Consider the following 15,777-nt stretch of genomic DNA (forward strand, 5'->3'; position numbering starts at 1 on the left):
GCTGAGACCCACCAAATGAGGTATTTATAATGGCTAAAAAAGTTGAAGCTCTAATCAAGCTACAAGTTGCCGCTGGTATGGCTAATCCTAGTCCTCCAGTAGGTCCTGCACTAGGTCAACACGGTGTAAACATCATGGAATTCTGTAAAGCGTTTAACGCACGTACAGAGTCTATCGAAAAAGGCGCTCCAGTTCCTGTAGTGATCTCTGTTTACGGTGACCGTTCATTTACGTTCGACATGAAAACGCCACCTGCTGCTTACTTACTTAAGAAAGCTGCTGGTATCAAGTCAGGCTCAGGCCGTCCTAACACTGATAAAGTAGGCACAGTAACTCGTGCTCAACTTGAAGAGATCGTTGAGACAAAACGAACTGACCTTACAGCTGCCGATATGGACGCAGCGGTTCGCACTATCGCAGGTTCTGCGCGTGCGATGGGCTTGAACGTAGAGGACTAAGAAATGGCTAAATTAACTAAACGTATGCGTACTATCCGCGAAAAAGTGGAAGTAACTAAAGATTACGAAATCAATGAAGCAGTTGCTCTTTTAAAAGAGTTAGCGACAGCTAAATTCGTAGAAAGTGTTGACGTTGCCGTTAACCTTGGTATCGATGCTCGTAAATCTGATCAAAACGTTCGTGGTGCTACTGTACTACCTAACGGTACTGGTCGCGACGTTCGTGTTGCTGTATTCACACAAGGCGCTAACGCAGAAGCTGCGAAAGAAGCTGGTGCTGAATTAGTAGGCATGGAAGATCTTGCTGAGCTAGTTAAAAAAGGCGAGATGAACTTTGACGTTGTTGTTGCATCACCAGACGCTATGCGTGTTGTTGGTCAACTAGGTCAAATCTTAGGCCCACGTGGTCTAATGCCAAACCCTAAAACTGGTACTGTAACGCCTAACGTTGCAGAAGCAGTTAAAAATGCTAAAGCTGGTCAAGTACGTTACCGTAATGACAAGAATGGTATCATCCATACTACTATTGGTAAGGTTGATTTCACAGCTGAGCAACTTCAACAAAACCTTGAGTCACTAATTGTTGCACTTAAGAAGGCTAAGCCTTCTCAAGCTAAAGGTGTTTACTTGAAAAAAGTAACTATCTCTACAACAATGGGCGCAGGTGTTTCTGTTGACCAAAGCACTTTAACTACAACTGTAGCTTAATTTAGTGTTTACATGGCGTGAAATTTGTACTATAATTTCGCGCCATTTTGTTGATTAATTTATTAGTCGGCAAAGTAAAGAATTCGGGTTGAAGTCCATAATTTCGTTAAGCCTTAGGGTTTAACGATAAATTGGGCTTCCGTCCAAGACCGTAGGTGGCTCCGGCCTTAATATTCACCTACGTAGACGGTGTAGACCCCAGATAGATTTTTCCTAATCCTTCTGGCTCTCGCCGTAAAAAGCATCTCTACTTTGTTTGGTAGGGAAGAGTAAAACAGGGGAATCCGATAATCGGTATCCCCATTAAACCAGGAGTAACACCCATGGCTTTAAATCTTCAAGGCAAAAAAGCAATAGTTGCTGAAGTCAACGAAGCAGCCAATGGTGCTCTATCTGCAGTTGTTGCAGATTCTCGTGGTGTAACAGTTGGCGCAATTACTGCCCTTCGTAAAGAAGCTCGTGCAAACGGTGTTTGGATGAAAGTTGTCCGTAACACTTTAGCAAAACGTGCTCTTGAAGGAACAGATTTTGAGTGTCTTTCTGATTCATTTGTTGGTCCAAGCTTAATCGCTTTCTCATCAGAGCACCCAGGTGCTGCTGCGCGTATCTTTTCAGATTTCGCGAAAAAGAATGAGAAATTCGAGATAAAAACGGCCGCTTTTGAAGGAAATGTTGTTAATGCAGCAATGCTTGCTACATTACCTACATACGATGAAGCTGTTGCACGCTTAATGAGTGCTATGAAAGAAGCGTCTGCTGGCAAATTGTGTAAAACAATTGAAGCAGTACGTCTACAGAAAGAAGAGCAAGCTGCTTAATTTTAAGCTGTTTAATCACTTTCGGTGTAAAATTTATTTGGACGTAATGTCCGTTAATTATTAGGAAATTTGTAATGTCTGTATCTAAAGACCAAATCCTTGACGCAATTGCTGAAATGTCAGTAATGGACGTTGTTGCTCTTATCGAAGCAATGGAAGAAAAATTCGGCGTAACTGCTGCAGCTGCAATGGTAGCTGGTCCAGCTGCTGAAGCTGCTGAAGAGAAAACAGAATTTGACGTAATCCTTACTGGCGCTGGCGCTAACAAGGTTTCTGCAATCAAAGCTGTTCGTAGCGCAACTGGCCTTGGCCTTAAAGAAGCGAAAGCTCTTGTTGAAGCTGCTCCTACACCTGTTAAAGAAGGTGTATCTAAAGAAGAAGCTGAAGCACTTGCAAAAGATCTTACTGAAGCTGGTGCTGAAGTTGAGGTTAAGTAATTTAGCTTTTGCTAAGTTCGCTGCCTGAGAAATCAGGCAAGGGCTGGTGATTATTTAATCACCGGCCTTTTTGCGCTATAGAGTGATCCACTCTTTTAGTTCAAATAAAATCTGATTTTTTCTTTACTTTCAACGCTTTATAGTTTGCTAGTGTTAAAGTGGGATCTAATTAGAACAACAGTTAAATGTTGTAAAAATCTTGGCATAGCTGCCAGTTAAGTCTGTTCTTACAAGAACAGGTCGGGTCAAAGATCAGCAAGCTGAGGAACCCCATGGCTTACTCTTATTCTGAAAAGAAACGTATCCGTAAGGATTTTGGTAAACGTCCACAAGTTTTGGATATACCTTTTTTACTGTCTACACAGTTAGAATCGTTTAAAAAATTCTTAGTGCCGGACGCTGATGGCGATCATGGTTTGGAAGCTGCCTTCCGTTCTGTGTTCCCTATTAAAAGCTACTCGGGAAATTCTGAGCTTCAATACGTAAGTTATCGTATTGGTGAGCCAGTTTTCGATGTAAAAGAATGTCAAATTCGCGGTGTGACTTATTCTGCTCCACTTCGCGTGAAACTGCGTCTTGTTGTTATGGACAAAGAAGCTCCAGGCACAGTTAAAGACATTAAAGAGCAAGAAGTTTACATGGGCGAAATTCCGCTCATGACCGATACCGGTACCTTTGTAATCAATGGTACAGAGCGTGTTATCGTTTCTCAGCTACACCGTAGCCCTGGTGTATTCTTTGATAACGACCGCGGTAAAACTCATTCATCAGGTAAAGTATTATATAACGCACGCGTTATTCCTTACCGTGGTTCATGGTTAGACTTCGAATTTGATGCAAAAGATAACTTATATGTACGTATTGACCGTCGTCGTAAATTACCGGCGTCTATCATCCTACGTGCACTTGAGTACTCTAGTGAAGAAATCCTAGAAATCTTCTTCGACAACACGACGTTTGAAGTAGCTGACGGTAAAGTTCTTATGGAACTTGTGCCTTCACGTTTACGTGGTGAAACTGCCGCTTTTGATATCAAGAGCGAAGACGGTGAAGTATTTGTTGAAAGCGGTCGTCGTGTTACGGCTCGCCACATCAAGAGCATCGAGAAGAAAGGCATTAACCGCCTAGAAGTACCTCATGAGTACATTATTGGCCGTATTATAGCTAAAAACTACGTTGACGAGTCAACGGGTGAAGTTATAGCAAGCGCGAATGATGAACTAACTCTTGAGCTAATGGCTGAATTGGTTAAAGCTGGTTACACTAAAATTGATACGTTATATATCAATGAAGTGGACAGCGGTGCTTACATGTCAAATACATTGAATATTGACTCTTCAAGCAGCCGTTTAGAAGCACTAGTAGAAATTTATCGCATGATGCGCCCAGGCGAGCCACCGACGAAAGACGCGGCTGAAGCCTTATTCCAGAACTTATTCTTCTCTGAAGAACGTTATGACTTATCTACTGTAGGTCGTATGAAGTTCAATAGCCGTGTTGGTTACGATACAGACACAGGCCCAGGCACATTAAGCAAAGAAGACATCGTGTCTGTTATGAAAGTATTAATTGCTATTCGTAACGGTCAAGGCGATGTTGATGATATCGATCACTTAGGCAACCGTCGTATACGTAGTGTTGGCGAAATGGCTGAGAACCAATTCCGTGTTGGTCTAGTACGTGTAGAGCGTGCTGTACGTGAGCGTTTAAGCTTAGGTGACCTTGACGCAATAATGCCACAAGATCTTATTAACGCTAAGCCTATTTCGGCTGCTGTTAAAGAGTTCTTCGGCTCGTCTCAGTTATCACAGTTTATGGACCAAAATAACCCACTATCAGAAGTTACGCACAAACGTCGTATTTCTGCATTAGGTCCGGGCGGTCTAACTCGTGAACGTGCAGGCTTTGAAGTACGTGACGTTCACGTAACTCACTATGGTCGCGTATGTCCAATCGAGACTCCTGAGGGTCCAAACATCGGTCTAATTAACTCATTGTCTACGTACGCACGTACAAATGACTACGGTTTCTTAGAAACACCTTACCGTAAAGTGGTAGACGGTGTTGTAACTGATGAAGTTGATTACCTATCAGCCATTGAAGAAGGTCAGTTTGTTATCGCACAGGCGAATTCAAACTTAACTGAAACCAATGAGTTTGTAGATGAACTTATTCCATGTCGTCACAAAGGTGAATCTACCTTTATGGGTCGTATGGATCAGCAATATATGGATGTATCACCACAACAGGTGATCTCTGTAGCGGCAGCACTTATCCCGTTCCTAGAACACGATGATGCTAACCGTGCATTGATGGGTTCAAACATGCAACGTCAAGCAGTACCAACATTGAAAGCGGATAAGCCGTTAGTAGGTACAGGTATTGAGTTAACACTAGCGAAAGATTCTGGTGTTACTATCGTTGCAAAACGTGGTGGTGAAGTAATGTATGCTGACGCAAGTCGCATCGTTGTAAACGTACATGAAGAAGAACGCGTTCCTGGCGAAGCGGGCATCGACATCTACAACTTAACCAAATACACACGTTCTAACCAAAATACATGTATTAACCAAAAACCAACTTGTATGGTTGGCGAACCGGTTACTCGTGGTGACGTGTTAGCAGATGGTCCTTCGACTGACTTAGGTGACTTAGCCCTTGGTCAAAACCTTCGCGTGGCATTCATGCCATGGAACGGTTATAACTTCGAGGATTCAATCTTACTATCAGAGCGCGTAGTTGAAGAAGATCGTCTAACGACTATCCATATTCAAGAACTACAGTGTGTTGCCCGTGATACTAAATTAGGTCCTGAAGAGATCACTGCAGATATCCCGAACGTGGGTGAATCTGCACTAGGCAAGCTTGATGAATCAGGTGTTGTTTATATTGGTGCTGAAGTTAAAGGCGGCGATATTCTAGTAGGTAAAGTGACTCCTAAAGGCGAGACACAGCTGACACCTGAAGAGAAGCTTCTACGAGCTATCTTCGGCGAAAAAGCGTCTGACGTTAAAGACAGCTCTTTACGTGTACCAAATTCTGTAACTGGTACTGTAATTGACGTACAAGTCTTCACCCGTGATGGTGTTGAAAAAGACAAACGTGCGTTAGAAGTTGAAGATATGCAGCTTCGCGAAGCGAAGAAAGACTTCAACGAAGAGTTCCGTATTTTAGAAGCTGGCGTTTTAGGACGTGCTCGCAAGTTACTTGTTGATGCAGGCTTCGAAGAAGACAAACTAACGTCACTGAATGCTGAAAAACTACTTACTCAAAGCCTTGCACAAGAAGACAAGCAGGCTGAACTTGAGCAACTAGCTGCACAGTACGATGAGCTTAAAGCTGAATACGATAAAAAGTTTGAAAATAAACGTCGTAAAATTACCCAAGGTGATGACCTAGCACCAGGCGTACTTAAGATTGTTAAAGTATACCTTGCTGTTAAACGTCGTATTCAACCAGGTGATAAAATGGCGGGTCGTCATGGTAACAAAGGTGTTATCTCGACTATCGTACCAGTAGAAGATATGCCTTACGATGATAAAGGTCGTACGGTAGATATCGTATTGAATCCACTAGGTGTACCATCACGTATGAACATCGGTCAGATCCTTGAAACACATATGGGTCTAGCTGCACGTGGTATCGGTGAACGTATTGAAGAAATGATGAAAGAGCAACGTGAGCTTCATGAGCTACGTGAATTCATCAAGCAGGCCTACGAAATTGGTGAATCTCGCCAAGTAGTAGATATTGCTAGCTTCACTGATGACGAAATTCGTCGTCTAGCTGAAAACTTAAAAGGTGGTTTACCAATTGCTACTCCTGCATTTGATGGCGCGAAAGAAAGCGAAATCAAAGACATGCTTGAGCTTGGTGGATATCCTCGAAGTGGTCAGGTTACACTTTATGATGGCCGTACTGGCGATCAGTTTGAACGTCAAGTAACTGTAGGTTACATGTACATGCTTAAACTTAACCACTTGGTTGATGATAAGATGCACGCACGTTCTACTGGTTCTTACAGCCTTGTTACTCAGCAGCCGCTGGGTGGTAAAGCACAGTTCGGTGGCCAGCGTTTTGGTGAGATGGAAGTATGGGCACTTGAAGCTTACGGTGCTGCTTACACTCTACAAGAAATGCTAACAGTGAAATCGGATGACGTGAACGGTCGTACTAAGATGTATAAAAACATCGTTGATGGTAACCATAAAATGGAACCAGGTATGCCAGAATCGTTCAACGTATTGTTGAAAGAAATCCGCTCACTGGGTATCAACATCGAGTTGGAAGAAAATTAAGCCAATTAGGTGCTGCAGTTAACGCTGCAGCATCTGTTACGGCTGAATAGAATGTAGGGACGAGATTACCCGTCCTCAAGATTAACTCCGACAGGAGAGCTAAGGTGAAAGACTTACTTAAGTTTCTGAAGCAACAAAATAAGACCGAAGAATTCGATGCAATTCGCATTGGTCTTGCTTCACCAGACATGGTTCGTTCATGGTCATACGGTGAAGTAAAGAAACCTGAGACTATTAACTACCGTACTTTCAAGCCTGAGCGCGATGGCTTATTCTGTGCCCGTATTTTCGGCCCAGTGAAAGATTATGAGTGTTTATGTGGTAAATATAAACGCCTTAAACACCGTGGTGTGATCTGTGAGAAGTGTGGCGTTGAAGTTACACTAACTAAAGTGCGACGCGATCGTATGGGTCATATTGACCTTGCGAGCCCAGTTGCACATATATGGTTTTTAAAATCATTACCGTCACGTATTGGCTTAATGCTAGATATGACGCTTCGTGATATTGAACGTGTTCTTTACTTCGAATCATTCGTAGTGACTGAGCCTGGTATGACAACGCTTGAGCGTGGTCAACTATTAGGTGAAGAAGAATACCTAGATGCACTAGAAGAGCACGGTGATGAGTTTGAAGCGAAGATGGGTGCTGAAGCAGTGTTAGACTTGCTTCGTGAACTTGATCTTGCTCAATTAATTGCTGAGATGCGTGAAGAGTTACCAACAATTAACTCTGAAACTAAGCGTAAAAAAATCACTAAACGTCTTAAGTTAATGGAATCGTTCCACCAATCAGGTAATAACCCTGAGTGGATGATCATGACAGTACTTCCAGTATTGCCACCTGATCTACGTCCATTAGTACCATTAGACGGTGGTCGTTTTGCGACATCTGATCTAAATGACCTTTACCGTCGTGTTATTAACCGTAATAACCGTCTTAAACGTCTACTAGATTTAGCAGCACCAGACATTATTGTACGCAACGAAAAACGTATGTTACAAGAAGCGGTAGATGCGCTACTTGATAACGGTCGTCGTGGTCGTGCAATTACAGGTTCTAACAAACGTCCTCTTAAATCTCTTGCTGATATGATCAAGGGCAAGCAAGGTCGTTTCCGTCAGAACTTACTTGGTAAGCGTGTAGATTATTCAGGCCGTTCTGTAATTACAGTAGGTCCTACACTTAAGCTTCACCAATGTGGTCTTCCTAAGAAGATGGCACTTGAGCTATTCAAACCATTCATCTATGGCAAACTAGAGCGTCGCGGCATGGCTACGACGATCAAAGCAGCTAAAAAAATGGTAGAACGTGAAGTTCCGGAAGTATGGGATGTACTTGACGAAGTAATTCGTGAACATCCGGTATTACTTAACCGTGCACCAACACTTCACCGTTTGGGTATCCAAGCGTTTGAGCCTGTGCTTATCGAAGGTAAAGCGATTCATTTGCATCCATTAGTATGTGCGGCGTACAACGCCGATTTCGATGGTGACCAAATGGCGGTACACGTACCGTTAACAATCGAAGCGCAGCTTGAAGCTCGTGCATTGATGATGTCAACAAACAACATTCTATCTCCTGCGAATGGTGAGCCAATCATCGTTCCTTCACAGGATGTTGTATTGGGTCTTTATTACATGACTCGTGACCGCATTAACGCTAAAGGCGAAGGCGCGATATTTAAAGATCCAAAAGAAGCAGAAAAAGCATACCGCAGTGGCAATGCAGACCTTCACGCAATCGTGAAAGTACGTATTAGCCAATCAGTTAAAAACGAAGATGGTGTAGTAGAAGATACTATTACTGTTATCGATACAACTGTCGGTCGTGCAATTTTGTCTCTAATTTTACCAACTGGTATGCCGTTTGCGTCAATCAATCAGCCGCTTGGTAAAAAGCAGATTTCTAGCTTATTGAATGAGTGTTACCGTCGTCTAGGCCTTAAAGACACTGTTGTGTTTGCTGACCAAGTTATGTACACCGGTTTCCATTATGCAATGAAGTCAGGTGTTTCTATCGGTATTGATGACTTAGTTATCCCACCGGTTAAAGCACAGATAATTGAATCAGCTGAAGCTGAAGTTACTGAAATCAACCAACAATTCCAATCAGGTCTTGTAACGGCTGGTGAAAAGTACAACAAAGTTATCGATATCTGGTCACGTGTAAACGAAAACTTATCACGTGAAATGATGTCTAACTTGTCGAAAGACACGGTTATCAATGCAAAGGGTGAAGAAGTAGAGCAACCGTCATTTAACTCAGTGTTTATGATGGCCGACTCAGGTGCTCGTGGTAGTGCTGCACAGATTCGTCAGTTGGCGGGTATGCGTGGTCTAATGGCACGTCCAGATGGTTCAATCATCGAGACTCCAATCACAGCTAACTTCCGTGAAGGTCTAAACGTACTTCAGTACTTCATCTCAACGCATGGTGCGCGTAAAGGTCTTGCCGATACAGCACTTAAAACAGCAAACTCGGGTTACCTAACGCGTCGTCTAGTAGACGTTGCACAAGATTTGGTAATCAATGAAGATGACTGTGGCACAGAAGATGGCTTAACAATGAAACCGCTTATTGAAGGTGGTGATGTTGTAGAAGCACTTCGCGAACGTGTTTTAGGTCGTGTTGTTGCTGAAGATATTGTGATTCCAGGTACTAATACAGTACTTGTTGAGCGTAATGTCATGCTTGACGAAAAACTGTGTGATCTTTTAGAAGAGCATTCAGTAGATGAAGTTCGCGTACGCTCTGTTATCACTTGTGATAATGACTTTGGTGTTTGTGCTAACTGTTACGGTCGTGACCTAGCACGTGGTCATATCATCAACGCTGGTGAATCAGTAGGTGTTATCGCAGCACAGTCAATCGGTGAGCCAGGTACACAGCTTACGATGCGTACCTTCCACATCGGTGGTGCAGCATCTAGAGCGTCTGCAGAAAATAATGTACAAGTTAAAACTAACGGTACGTTAAAACTGCATAACTCTAAATATGTATTAAATACAGACGATAAGATTGTTATTACTTCGCGTTCAACGGAAATTACTATCATCGATAGCCATGGCCGTGAGAAAGAGCGTTATAAAGTACCTTACGGTGCGGTATTAACAGTTAAAGATAATGCAGAAGTTCAAGGTAACGACATCGTTGCTACTTGGGACCCGCATAGTCACCCAATCGTTCTTGAGCATAAATCAAAAGTATCGTTCAGCGATATTGATGACTCAAATACTGAAGCACAGACTGATGAACTAACTGGTTTAACCCGTGTAGTTGTTAAAGACCTTGCTAAAGTAAATACGAAAGAACCAAAGCTTATCATCGAAAGTGAAGAGCGCGGCTTGCAAGAAACACGTCTTCCTTCATTCACAACGATTGAAGTAATTGACGGCGTTACAGCAAACCCAGGTGACGTGTTAGCACGTATTCCGCAAGAAGGTTCGAAAACTCGTGATATCACGGGTGGTCTACCACGCGTAGCCGACTTATTTGAAGCTCGTAAGCCAAAAGATCCAGCTATATTAGCTGAAGTAACTGGTACAATTAGCTTCGGTAAAGAGACTAAAGGTAAGAAGCGTTTAGTTATTACTCCACCAGAAGGTGATCATTACGAAGAAATGATTCACAAGTGGCGTCAACTTAACGTGTTTGAAGGTGAGCAAGTGTCTAAAGGTGAAGTTATCGCCGATGGTCCTGAATCACCACATGACATCTTACGCTTACGTGGTGTGACTCATGTTGCTAACTACATCGTTAACGAAGTGCAAGAGGTTTACCGTTTGCAAGGCGTTAAGATCAATGACAAGCACATTGAAACAATTATCCGTCAAATGTTACGTAAATGTACCATTATACACGGTGGTGATACTGACTTCTTAGCTGGTGAACAAATCGAAGTGGCGCGCGTTAATATCGCAAACCGTGACCTTGAAAAACAAGGTAAGATCCCAGCTAAGTTTGAAATCCAATTAATGGGTATCACAAAAGCATCACTAGCAACAGAATCTTTCATCTCTGCAGCGTCTTTCCAAGAGACAACACGTGTTCTTACAGATGCGGCAGTGAATGGTAAGAGCGATGAGCTTCGCGGTCTTAAAGAAAACGTAATTGTGGGTCGTTTGATCCCAGCCGGTACCGGTTTTGCGTATCATCAAGAACGTATGGCTCGCCGTAAACAAAGCAAAGTAGTCGTAGAAGAGCAAACAGTAAGTGCAGAAGAGGCAACTCAAGCACTTACAGACGCTCTAAATGCTGATTTGTCTGGAAATCAATAAACTGTTCTTAATCAATAGATTAAGTAATCGTAAGGCAGTTATATGCTGTCTTGCGATTAGTTTAGGTTGACAGGTTAAACTTTGCTCATTAAAATTCCGCCACCCATTTACTTGTGTGCTTAATGCAGGCTCGTAAATAAAGGGCGGATTTTTTATTTTTTTCAGTAGTAATTTTAATTTCAGGAGCTATTTAAATGGCAACTATTAACCAGCTAGTGCGTAAGCCACGCCGTAGCAAGGTTACGAAAAGTAACTCAGCTGCACTAAAAGCGTGTCCGCAAAAGCGCGGTGTATGTACTCGCGTATATACAACTACACCTAAGAAACCAAACTCGGCGTTACGTAAAGTAGCACGTGTACGTTTAACTAACGGTTTCGAAGTAACTTCATACATTGGCGGTGAAGGTCATAACCTTCAAGAGCATAGTGTAATCCTAATCCGTGGTGGTCGTGTTAAAGATTTACCAGGTGTGCGTTTTCACACTGTTCGTGGTGCACTTGACTGTGCAGGCGTTAGCGATCGTCGTCAAGCTCGTTCTAAATACGGTGCAAAACGCCCTAAAGGGTAATTGTATTCCGTTAGTAAGGCCAAGCACTAAATATTTATAATTATTGTTTTGGGTGATTGACTCGAAAGAGCAAACCTGAATAAACCGGAGATACAAAATGCCTAGAAGACGCGTAATCGGTCAACGTAAAATTCTTCCAGATCCTAAGTTCGGATCGGAACTTCTTGCTAAATTCGTTAACATCGTGATGTTAGACGGCAAGAAATCTACTGCTGAAAAAATTGTTTATGGTGCGCTAGACGTGGCTGCTGAGAAATCAGGCAAGTCGCACCTAGAAATCTTTGAAACTGCACTTGATAATATCCGCCCACAGGTAGAGGTTAAATCTCGCCGTGTTGGTGGTTCAACTTATCAAGTACCAGTTGAAGTACGTCCAGTTCGTCGTAACGCATTAGGTATGCGTTGGTTAGTAGACGCTGCACGTAAGCGTGGCGAAAAATCTATGGGCTTACGTTTAGCTCAAGAAATCGTTGACGCTTCTGATAATAAAGGCACTGCGGTTAAGAAACGTGAAGACGTTCACCGTATGGCTGAAGCGAATAAAGCATTCGCTCATTACCGTTGGTAATCTGTCTTTAACCTTTAAGAGGATCATATGGCACGTACAACTCCACTTGAGCGCTATCGTAATATAGGTATTGTTGCTCACGTAGATGCAGGCAAAACCACCACAACAGAACGTGTTCTGTTCTACACGGGTCTTTCTCATAAGATCGGTGAAGTACATGATGGCGCTGCAACTATGGATTGGATGGAGCAGGAACAAGAGCGTGGTATCACAATCACTTCTGCTGCAACAACGTGTTTTTGGAAAGGGATGGATGCTCAATTTGACGCCCATCGTATCAATATTATTGATACTCCAGGACACGTAGATTTCACTATCGAAGTAGAGCGTTCTTTACGCGTACTAGATGGTGCGGTAGTTGTTCTTTGTGCTTCATCTGGTGTACAGCCGCAAACTGAGACAGTTTGGCGTCAAGCGAACAAATACGAAGTTCCGAGAATGATCTTCGTAAATAAAATGGATCGCACGGGCGCTGACTTCTTAGCTGTGGTTAGCCAGGTGAAATCTCGTCTTGGAGCAACGCCTGTTCCAATTCAGTTGCCTGTAGGCGCTGAGGACGACTTTAAAGGTGTTATTGACCTTATAAAAATGAAAGTGATTAACTGGAACGAAGCGGACCAGGGTATGACTTTCTCTTATGAGGCAATACCGGCAGAGCTTCTGGAATTGGCTGAAGAATGGCGCTCTCATTTAGTTGAAAGCGCTGCTGAAGCCTCAGAAGAACTAATGGATAAATACTTAGAAGGTGAAGAGTTAAGTGAAGCAGAAATTAAAAATGCTTTACGTCAACGAACATTAGCTAATGAGATTGTTCCAGTTACTTGTGGTAGCGCATTTAAAAACAAAGGCGTTCAAGCTGTGCTTGATGGCGTTGTTGAATATATGCCGTCACCAGAACAAGTGAAACAAATCCAAGGTATCTTAGAAAATGGTACTGAGGAAGAACGTCCGGCTAATGATAAAGCGCCGTTTGCTGCACTCGCTTTTAAGATTGCAACAGACCCGTTTGTTGGGACCTTGACCTTTTTCCGTGTTTACTCTGGTACTGTTAAACAGGGTGACACGGTATATAATCCAGTAAAAAGTAAGCGTGAGCGACTTGGCCGTATCGTACAGATGCATTCAAACTCTCGTGAAGAGATCAAAGAAGTTTTCGCAGGCGACATCGCGGCAGCTATTGGTCTTAAAGACGTAACAACAGGTGAAACACTGTGTGATCCGAATTCTATTATTACGCTTGAGCGTATGGAATTCCCTGAACCAGTAATCTCTATTGCGGTTGAGCCTCGCACTATAGCTGACCAAGATAAGATGGGTATCGCGCTAGGAAAACTAGCTGCTGAAGACCCTTCTTTTCGCGTACAAACTGACGAAGAATCAGGCCAGGTTATAATCTCTGGCATGGGTGAACTTCACCTAGATATCATCGTCGACCGTATGAAACGTGAATTCAGTGTTGAATGTAACGTTGGTAAGCCGCAGGTCTCATACCGAGAAGCTATTCGTTCAACTGTTGAAGTTGAAGGGAAGTTTATACGTCAGTCAGGTGGTCGTGGCCAATATGGACACGTTTGGATTAAACTTGAACCGATGGATATCACGGATGATGAGTCACCAATTTACGAGTTCGTTAACGAAACCGTAGGTGGCTCTGTTCCTAAAGAGTTCGTCCCTGCGGTAGACAAAGGTATCCAAGAGCAAATGTCTCAAGGTGTACTGGCAGGCTACCCATTACTTGGCGTTAAAGCGACTTTATATGATGGTTCATTCCATGATGTAGATTCGAATGAAATGGCATTTAAAATAGCAGGTTCACTGGCAATGAGAGAAGGGGCGCTTAAAGCTAACCCTGTACTTTTAGAACCAGTAATGAAGGTTGAAGTACTCACTCCTGATTCAAATATGGGTGATGTAGTTGGCGACTTAAACCGTCGTCGCGGCATAATCGAAGGCATGGAAGATGCATTAGGTGGGCTTAAGCAAATTAATGCGCAAGTTCCTCTTTCTGAAATGTTTGGTTATGCGACTGCTTTACGATCTGCAACTCAGGGCCGTGCCTCATACTCTATGGAGTTTGTGAAGTACGCTGAAGCCTCTAAAAATGTTGCAGATACAATAATTTCAGCTCGCGCTGTTATATAATTTTAGCTTGTCTGGCTCAATAGTGAGTCAGGCTTTAATTTCTTTATTAGGAATTTTTTAAGATGGCAAAAGAAAAGTTTGAACGCGTAAAACCGCACGTAAACGTTGGTACAATCGGCCACGTTGACCACGGTAAAACTACACTAACTGCAGCAATCACTAACGTACTTGCAAAAGTATACGGCGGTGTTGCTAAAGATTTCGCATCAATCGACAACGCTCCTGAAGAGCGCGAACGTGGTATCACTATTTCAACGTCTCACGTTGAATACGATACTCCTACACGTCACTACGCACACGTAGATTGTCCTGGTCACGCCGATTATGTTAAAAACATGATCACTGGTGCTGCTCAAATGGATGGCGCGATCTTAGTAGTTGCTGCGACAGATGGCCCTATGCCACAAACACGTGAGCACATCCTTCTTTCTCGTCAAGTTGGCGTTCCTTACATCATCGTGTTCATGAACAAATGTGACATGGTAGATGACGAAGAGCTACTTGAACTAGTAGAAATGGAAGTTCGTGAACTTCTTTCAGAATACGATTTCCCAGGTGATGACTTACCTCTAATCGCTGGTTCTGCGCTTAAAGCGTTAGAAGGCGAGAAAGAGTGGGAAGATAAGATTGTTGAGCTTGCAAACGCACTTGATTCTTACATCCCAGAGCCAGAGCGTGACATCGATAAGCCTTTCATCATGCCTATCGAAGACGTTTTCTCAATCCAGGGTCGTGGTACTGTTGTAACTGGTCGTGTTGAAGCTGGTATCATCAACGTAAATGACGAAGTTGAAATCGTTGGTATCAAAGAGACTACTAAGTCTACTTGTACTGGTGTTGAAATGTTCCGTAAGCTTCTTGACGAAGGTCGTGCTGGCGAAAACATCGGCGCACTTCTACGTGGTACTAAGCGTGAAGACGTTGAACGTGGTCAAGTACTAGCTAAGCCTGGTTCAATCAACCCACATACTACATTCACTTCAGAAGTATACGTACTTTCTAAAGATGAAGGTGGTCGTCATACTCCATTCTTCAAAGGTTACCGTCCACAGTTCTACTTCCGTACAACTGACGTAACTGGTGACGTACAGTTACCAGAAGGCGTAGAAATGGTAATGCCTGGTGATAACATCAAGATGACAGTAACTCTAATCGCACCAATCGCGATGGATGAAGGTCTTCGTTTTGCTATCCGTGAAGGTGGTCGTACTGTAGGTGCTGGTGTTGTAGCAACTATCGTAGCGTAATAATTAACTTTTAAGTTAATTGTTAGAAAAAGGTCACTCAGGTGGCCTTTTTTAATGCCTGAAGAAAAGTGTCATATGAAGGTGGCGCTCTTACCTTAGGCGTAGGTACTTTGTAGCAACGTTCAAAGCGTAATTATTAGCTTTAAAGTTAATTGTTATAAAAAGGTCACTTAGGTGGCCTTTTTTAATGCCTGAAGAAAAGTGTCATATGATAGTGGCGCTCTAGCCTTAGGCGTAGGTGCTTTGTAGCAA

10 protein-coding genes are annotated in these 15,777 nt (G+C 42.9%); all 10 read left to right on the forward strand.

The window, feature by feature from the left end; translation table 11 throughout:
• The first annotated feature begins 29 nt into the window (after positions 1 to 29).
• The gene (rplK, locus tag LOS73_RS01425) at positions 30 to 458 is read left to right on the forward strand and encodes a 50S ribosomal protein L11 (RefSeq protein WP_002958879.1); all 429 of its coding nucleotides are present in this window, start codon (positions 30 to 32) and stop codon (positions 456 to 458) included.
• 3 nt (positions 459 to 461) lie between these two features.
• Positions 462 to 1,166, forward strand: a complete 705-nt coding sequence (gene rplA, locus LOS73_RS01430) for a 50S ribosomal protein L1 (protein ID WP_007378451.1) — start codon at positions 462 to 464, stop codon at positions 1,164 to 1,166.
• Positions 1,167 to 1,489: 323 nt separating this feature from the next.
• A complete protein-coding gene (gene rplJ, locus LOS73_RS01435) occupies positions 1,490 to 1,984 on the forward strand; it encodes a 50S ribosomal protein L10 (protein WP_007378452.1) in 495 nt (164 codons plus the stop codon).
• Positions 1,985 to 2,058: 74 nt separating this feature from the next.
• Positions 2,059 to 2,421: a 50S ribosomal protein L7/L12 gene (gene rplL / locus LOS73_RS01440; RefSeq protein ID WP_002958882.1), complete on the forward strand. Its 363-nt coding sequence runs from the start codon at positions 2,059 to 2,061 to the stop codon at positions 2,419 to 2,421.
• A 272-nt stretch (positions 2,422 to 2,693) separates the two neighbouring features.
• Positions 2,694 to 6,719, forward strand: coding sequence for a DNA-directed RNA polymerase subunit beta (gene rpoB / locus LOS73_RS01445; protein ID WP_007378453.1), 4,026 nt, complete (start codon positions 2,694 to 2,696; stop codon positions 6,717 to 6,719).
• A gap of 104 nt (positions 6,720 to 6,823) precedes the next feature.
• Entirely contained in the window at positions 6,824 to 10,999 is a 4,176-nt protein-coding gene (gene rpoC, locus LOS73_RS01450; protein ID WP_007378454.1) for a DNA-directed RNA polymerase subunit beta', read from the forward strand.
• Between the two features lie 194 nt (positions 11,000 to 11,193).
• Positions 11,194 to 11,568: a 30S ribosomal protein S12 gene (rpsL, locus tag LOS73_RS01455; protein ID WP_002958885.1), complete on the forward strand. Its 375-nt coding sequence runs from the start codon at positions 11,194 to 11,196 to the stop codon at positions 11,566 to 11,568.
• A gap of 97 nt (positions 11,569 to 11,665) precedes the next feature.
• Positions 11,666 to 12,136 (forward strand): 30S ribosomal protein S7, encoded by a 471-nt coding sequence (rpsG, locus tag LOS73_RS01460; protein WP_010555004.1) that lies wholly within the window; start codon positions 11,666 to 11,668, stop codon positions 12,134 to 12,136.
• A 27-nt stretch (positions 12,137 to 12,163) separates the two neighbouring features.
• Positions 12,164 to 14,278, forward strand: a complete 2,115-nt coding sequence (fusA, locus tag LOS73_RS01465; protein ID WP_457934357.1) for an elongation factor G — start codon at positions 12,164 to 12,166, stop codon at positions 14,276 to 14,278.
• A gap of 62 nt (positions 14,279 to 14,340) precedes the next feature.
• Positions 14,341 to 15,525: an elongation factor Tu gene (gene tuf, locus LOS73_RS01470; RefSeq protein WP_058230523.1), complete on the forward strand. Its 1,185-nt coding sequence runs from the start codon at positions 14,341 to 14,343 to the stop codon at positions 15,523 to 15,525.
• Positions 15,526 to 15,777 lie beyond the last annotated feature (252 nt).

This window comes from Pseudoalteromonas sp. SCSIO 43210 (genome assembly GCF_054133285.1).

Excerpts from the sequence above, each read along its gene's own strand:
- rplK (WP_002958879.1), top strand. The coding sequence starts at position 30 with ATGGCTAAAAAAGTTGAAGCTCTAATCAAGCTACAAGTTGCCGCTGGT.
- rplL (WP_002958882.1), top strand. The coding sequence starts at position 2,059 with ATGTCTGTATCTAAAGACCAAATCCTTGACGCAATTGCTGAAATGTCA.
- rpoB (WP_007378453.1), top strand. The coding sequence starts at position 2,694 with ATGGCTTACTCTTATTCTGAAAAGAAACGTATCCGTAAGGATTTTGGT.
- rplJ (WP_007378452.1), top strand. The coding sequence starts at position 1,490 with ATGGCTTTAAATCTTCAAGGCAAAAAAGCAATAGTTGCTGAAGTCAAC.
- fusA (WP_457934357.1), top strand. The coding sequence starts at position 12,164 with ATGGCACGTACAACTCCACTTGAGCGCTATCGTAATATAGGTATTGTT.
- rpsG (WP_010555004.1), top strand. The coding sequence starts at position 11,666 with ATGCCTAGAAGACGCGTAATCGGTCAACGTAAAATTCTTCCAGATCCT.
- tuf (WP_058230523.1), top strand. The coding sequence starts at position 14,341 with ATGGCAAAAGAAAAGTTTGAACGCGTAAAACCGCACGTAAACGTTGGT.
- rpsL (WP_002958885.1), top strand. The coding sequence starts at position 11,194 with ATGGCAACTATTAACCAGCTAGTGCGTAAGCCACGCCGTAGCAAGGTT.
- rplA (WP_007378451.1), top strand. The coding sequence starts at position 462 with ATGGCTAAATTAACTAAACGTATGCGTACTATCCGCGAAAAAGTGGAA.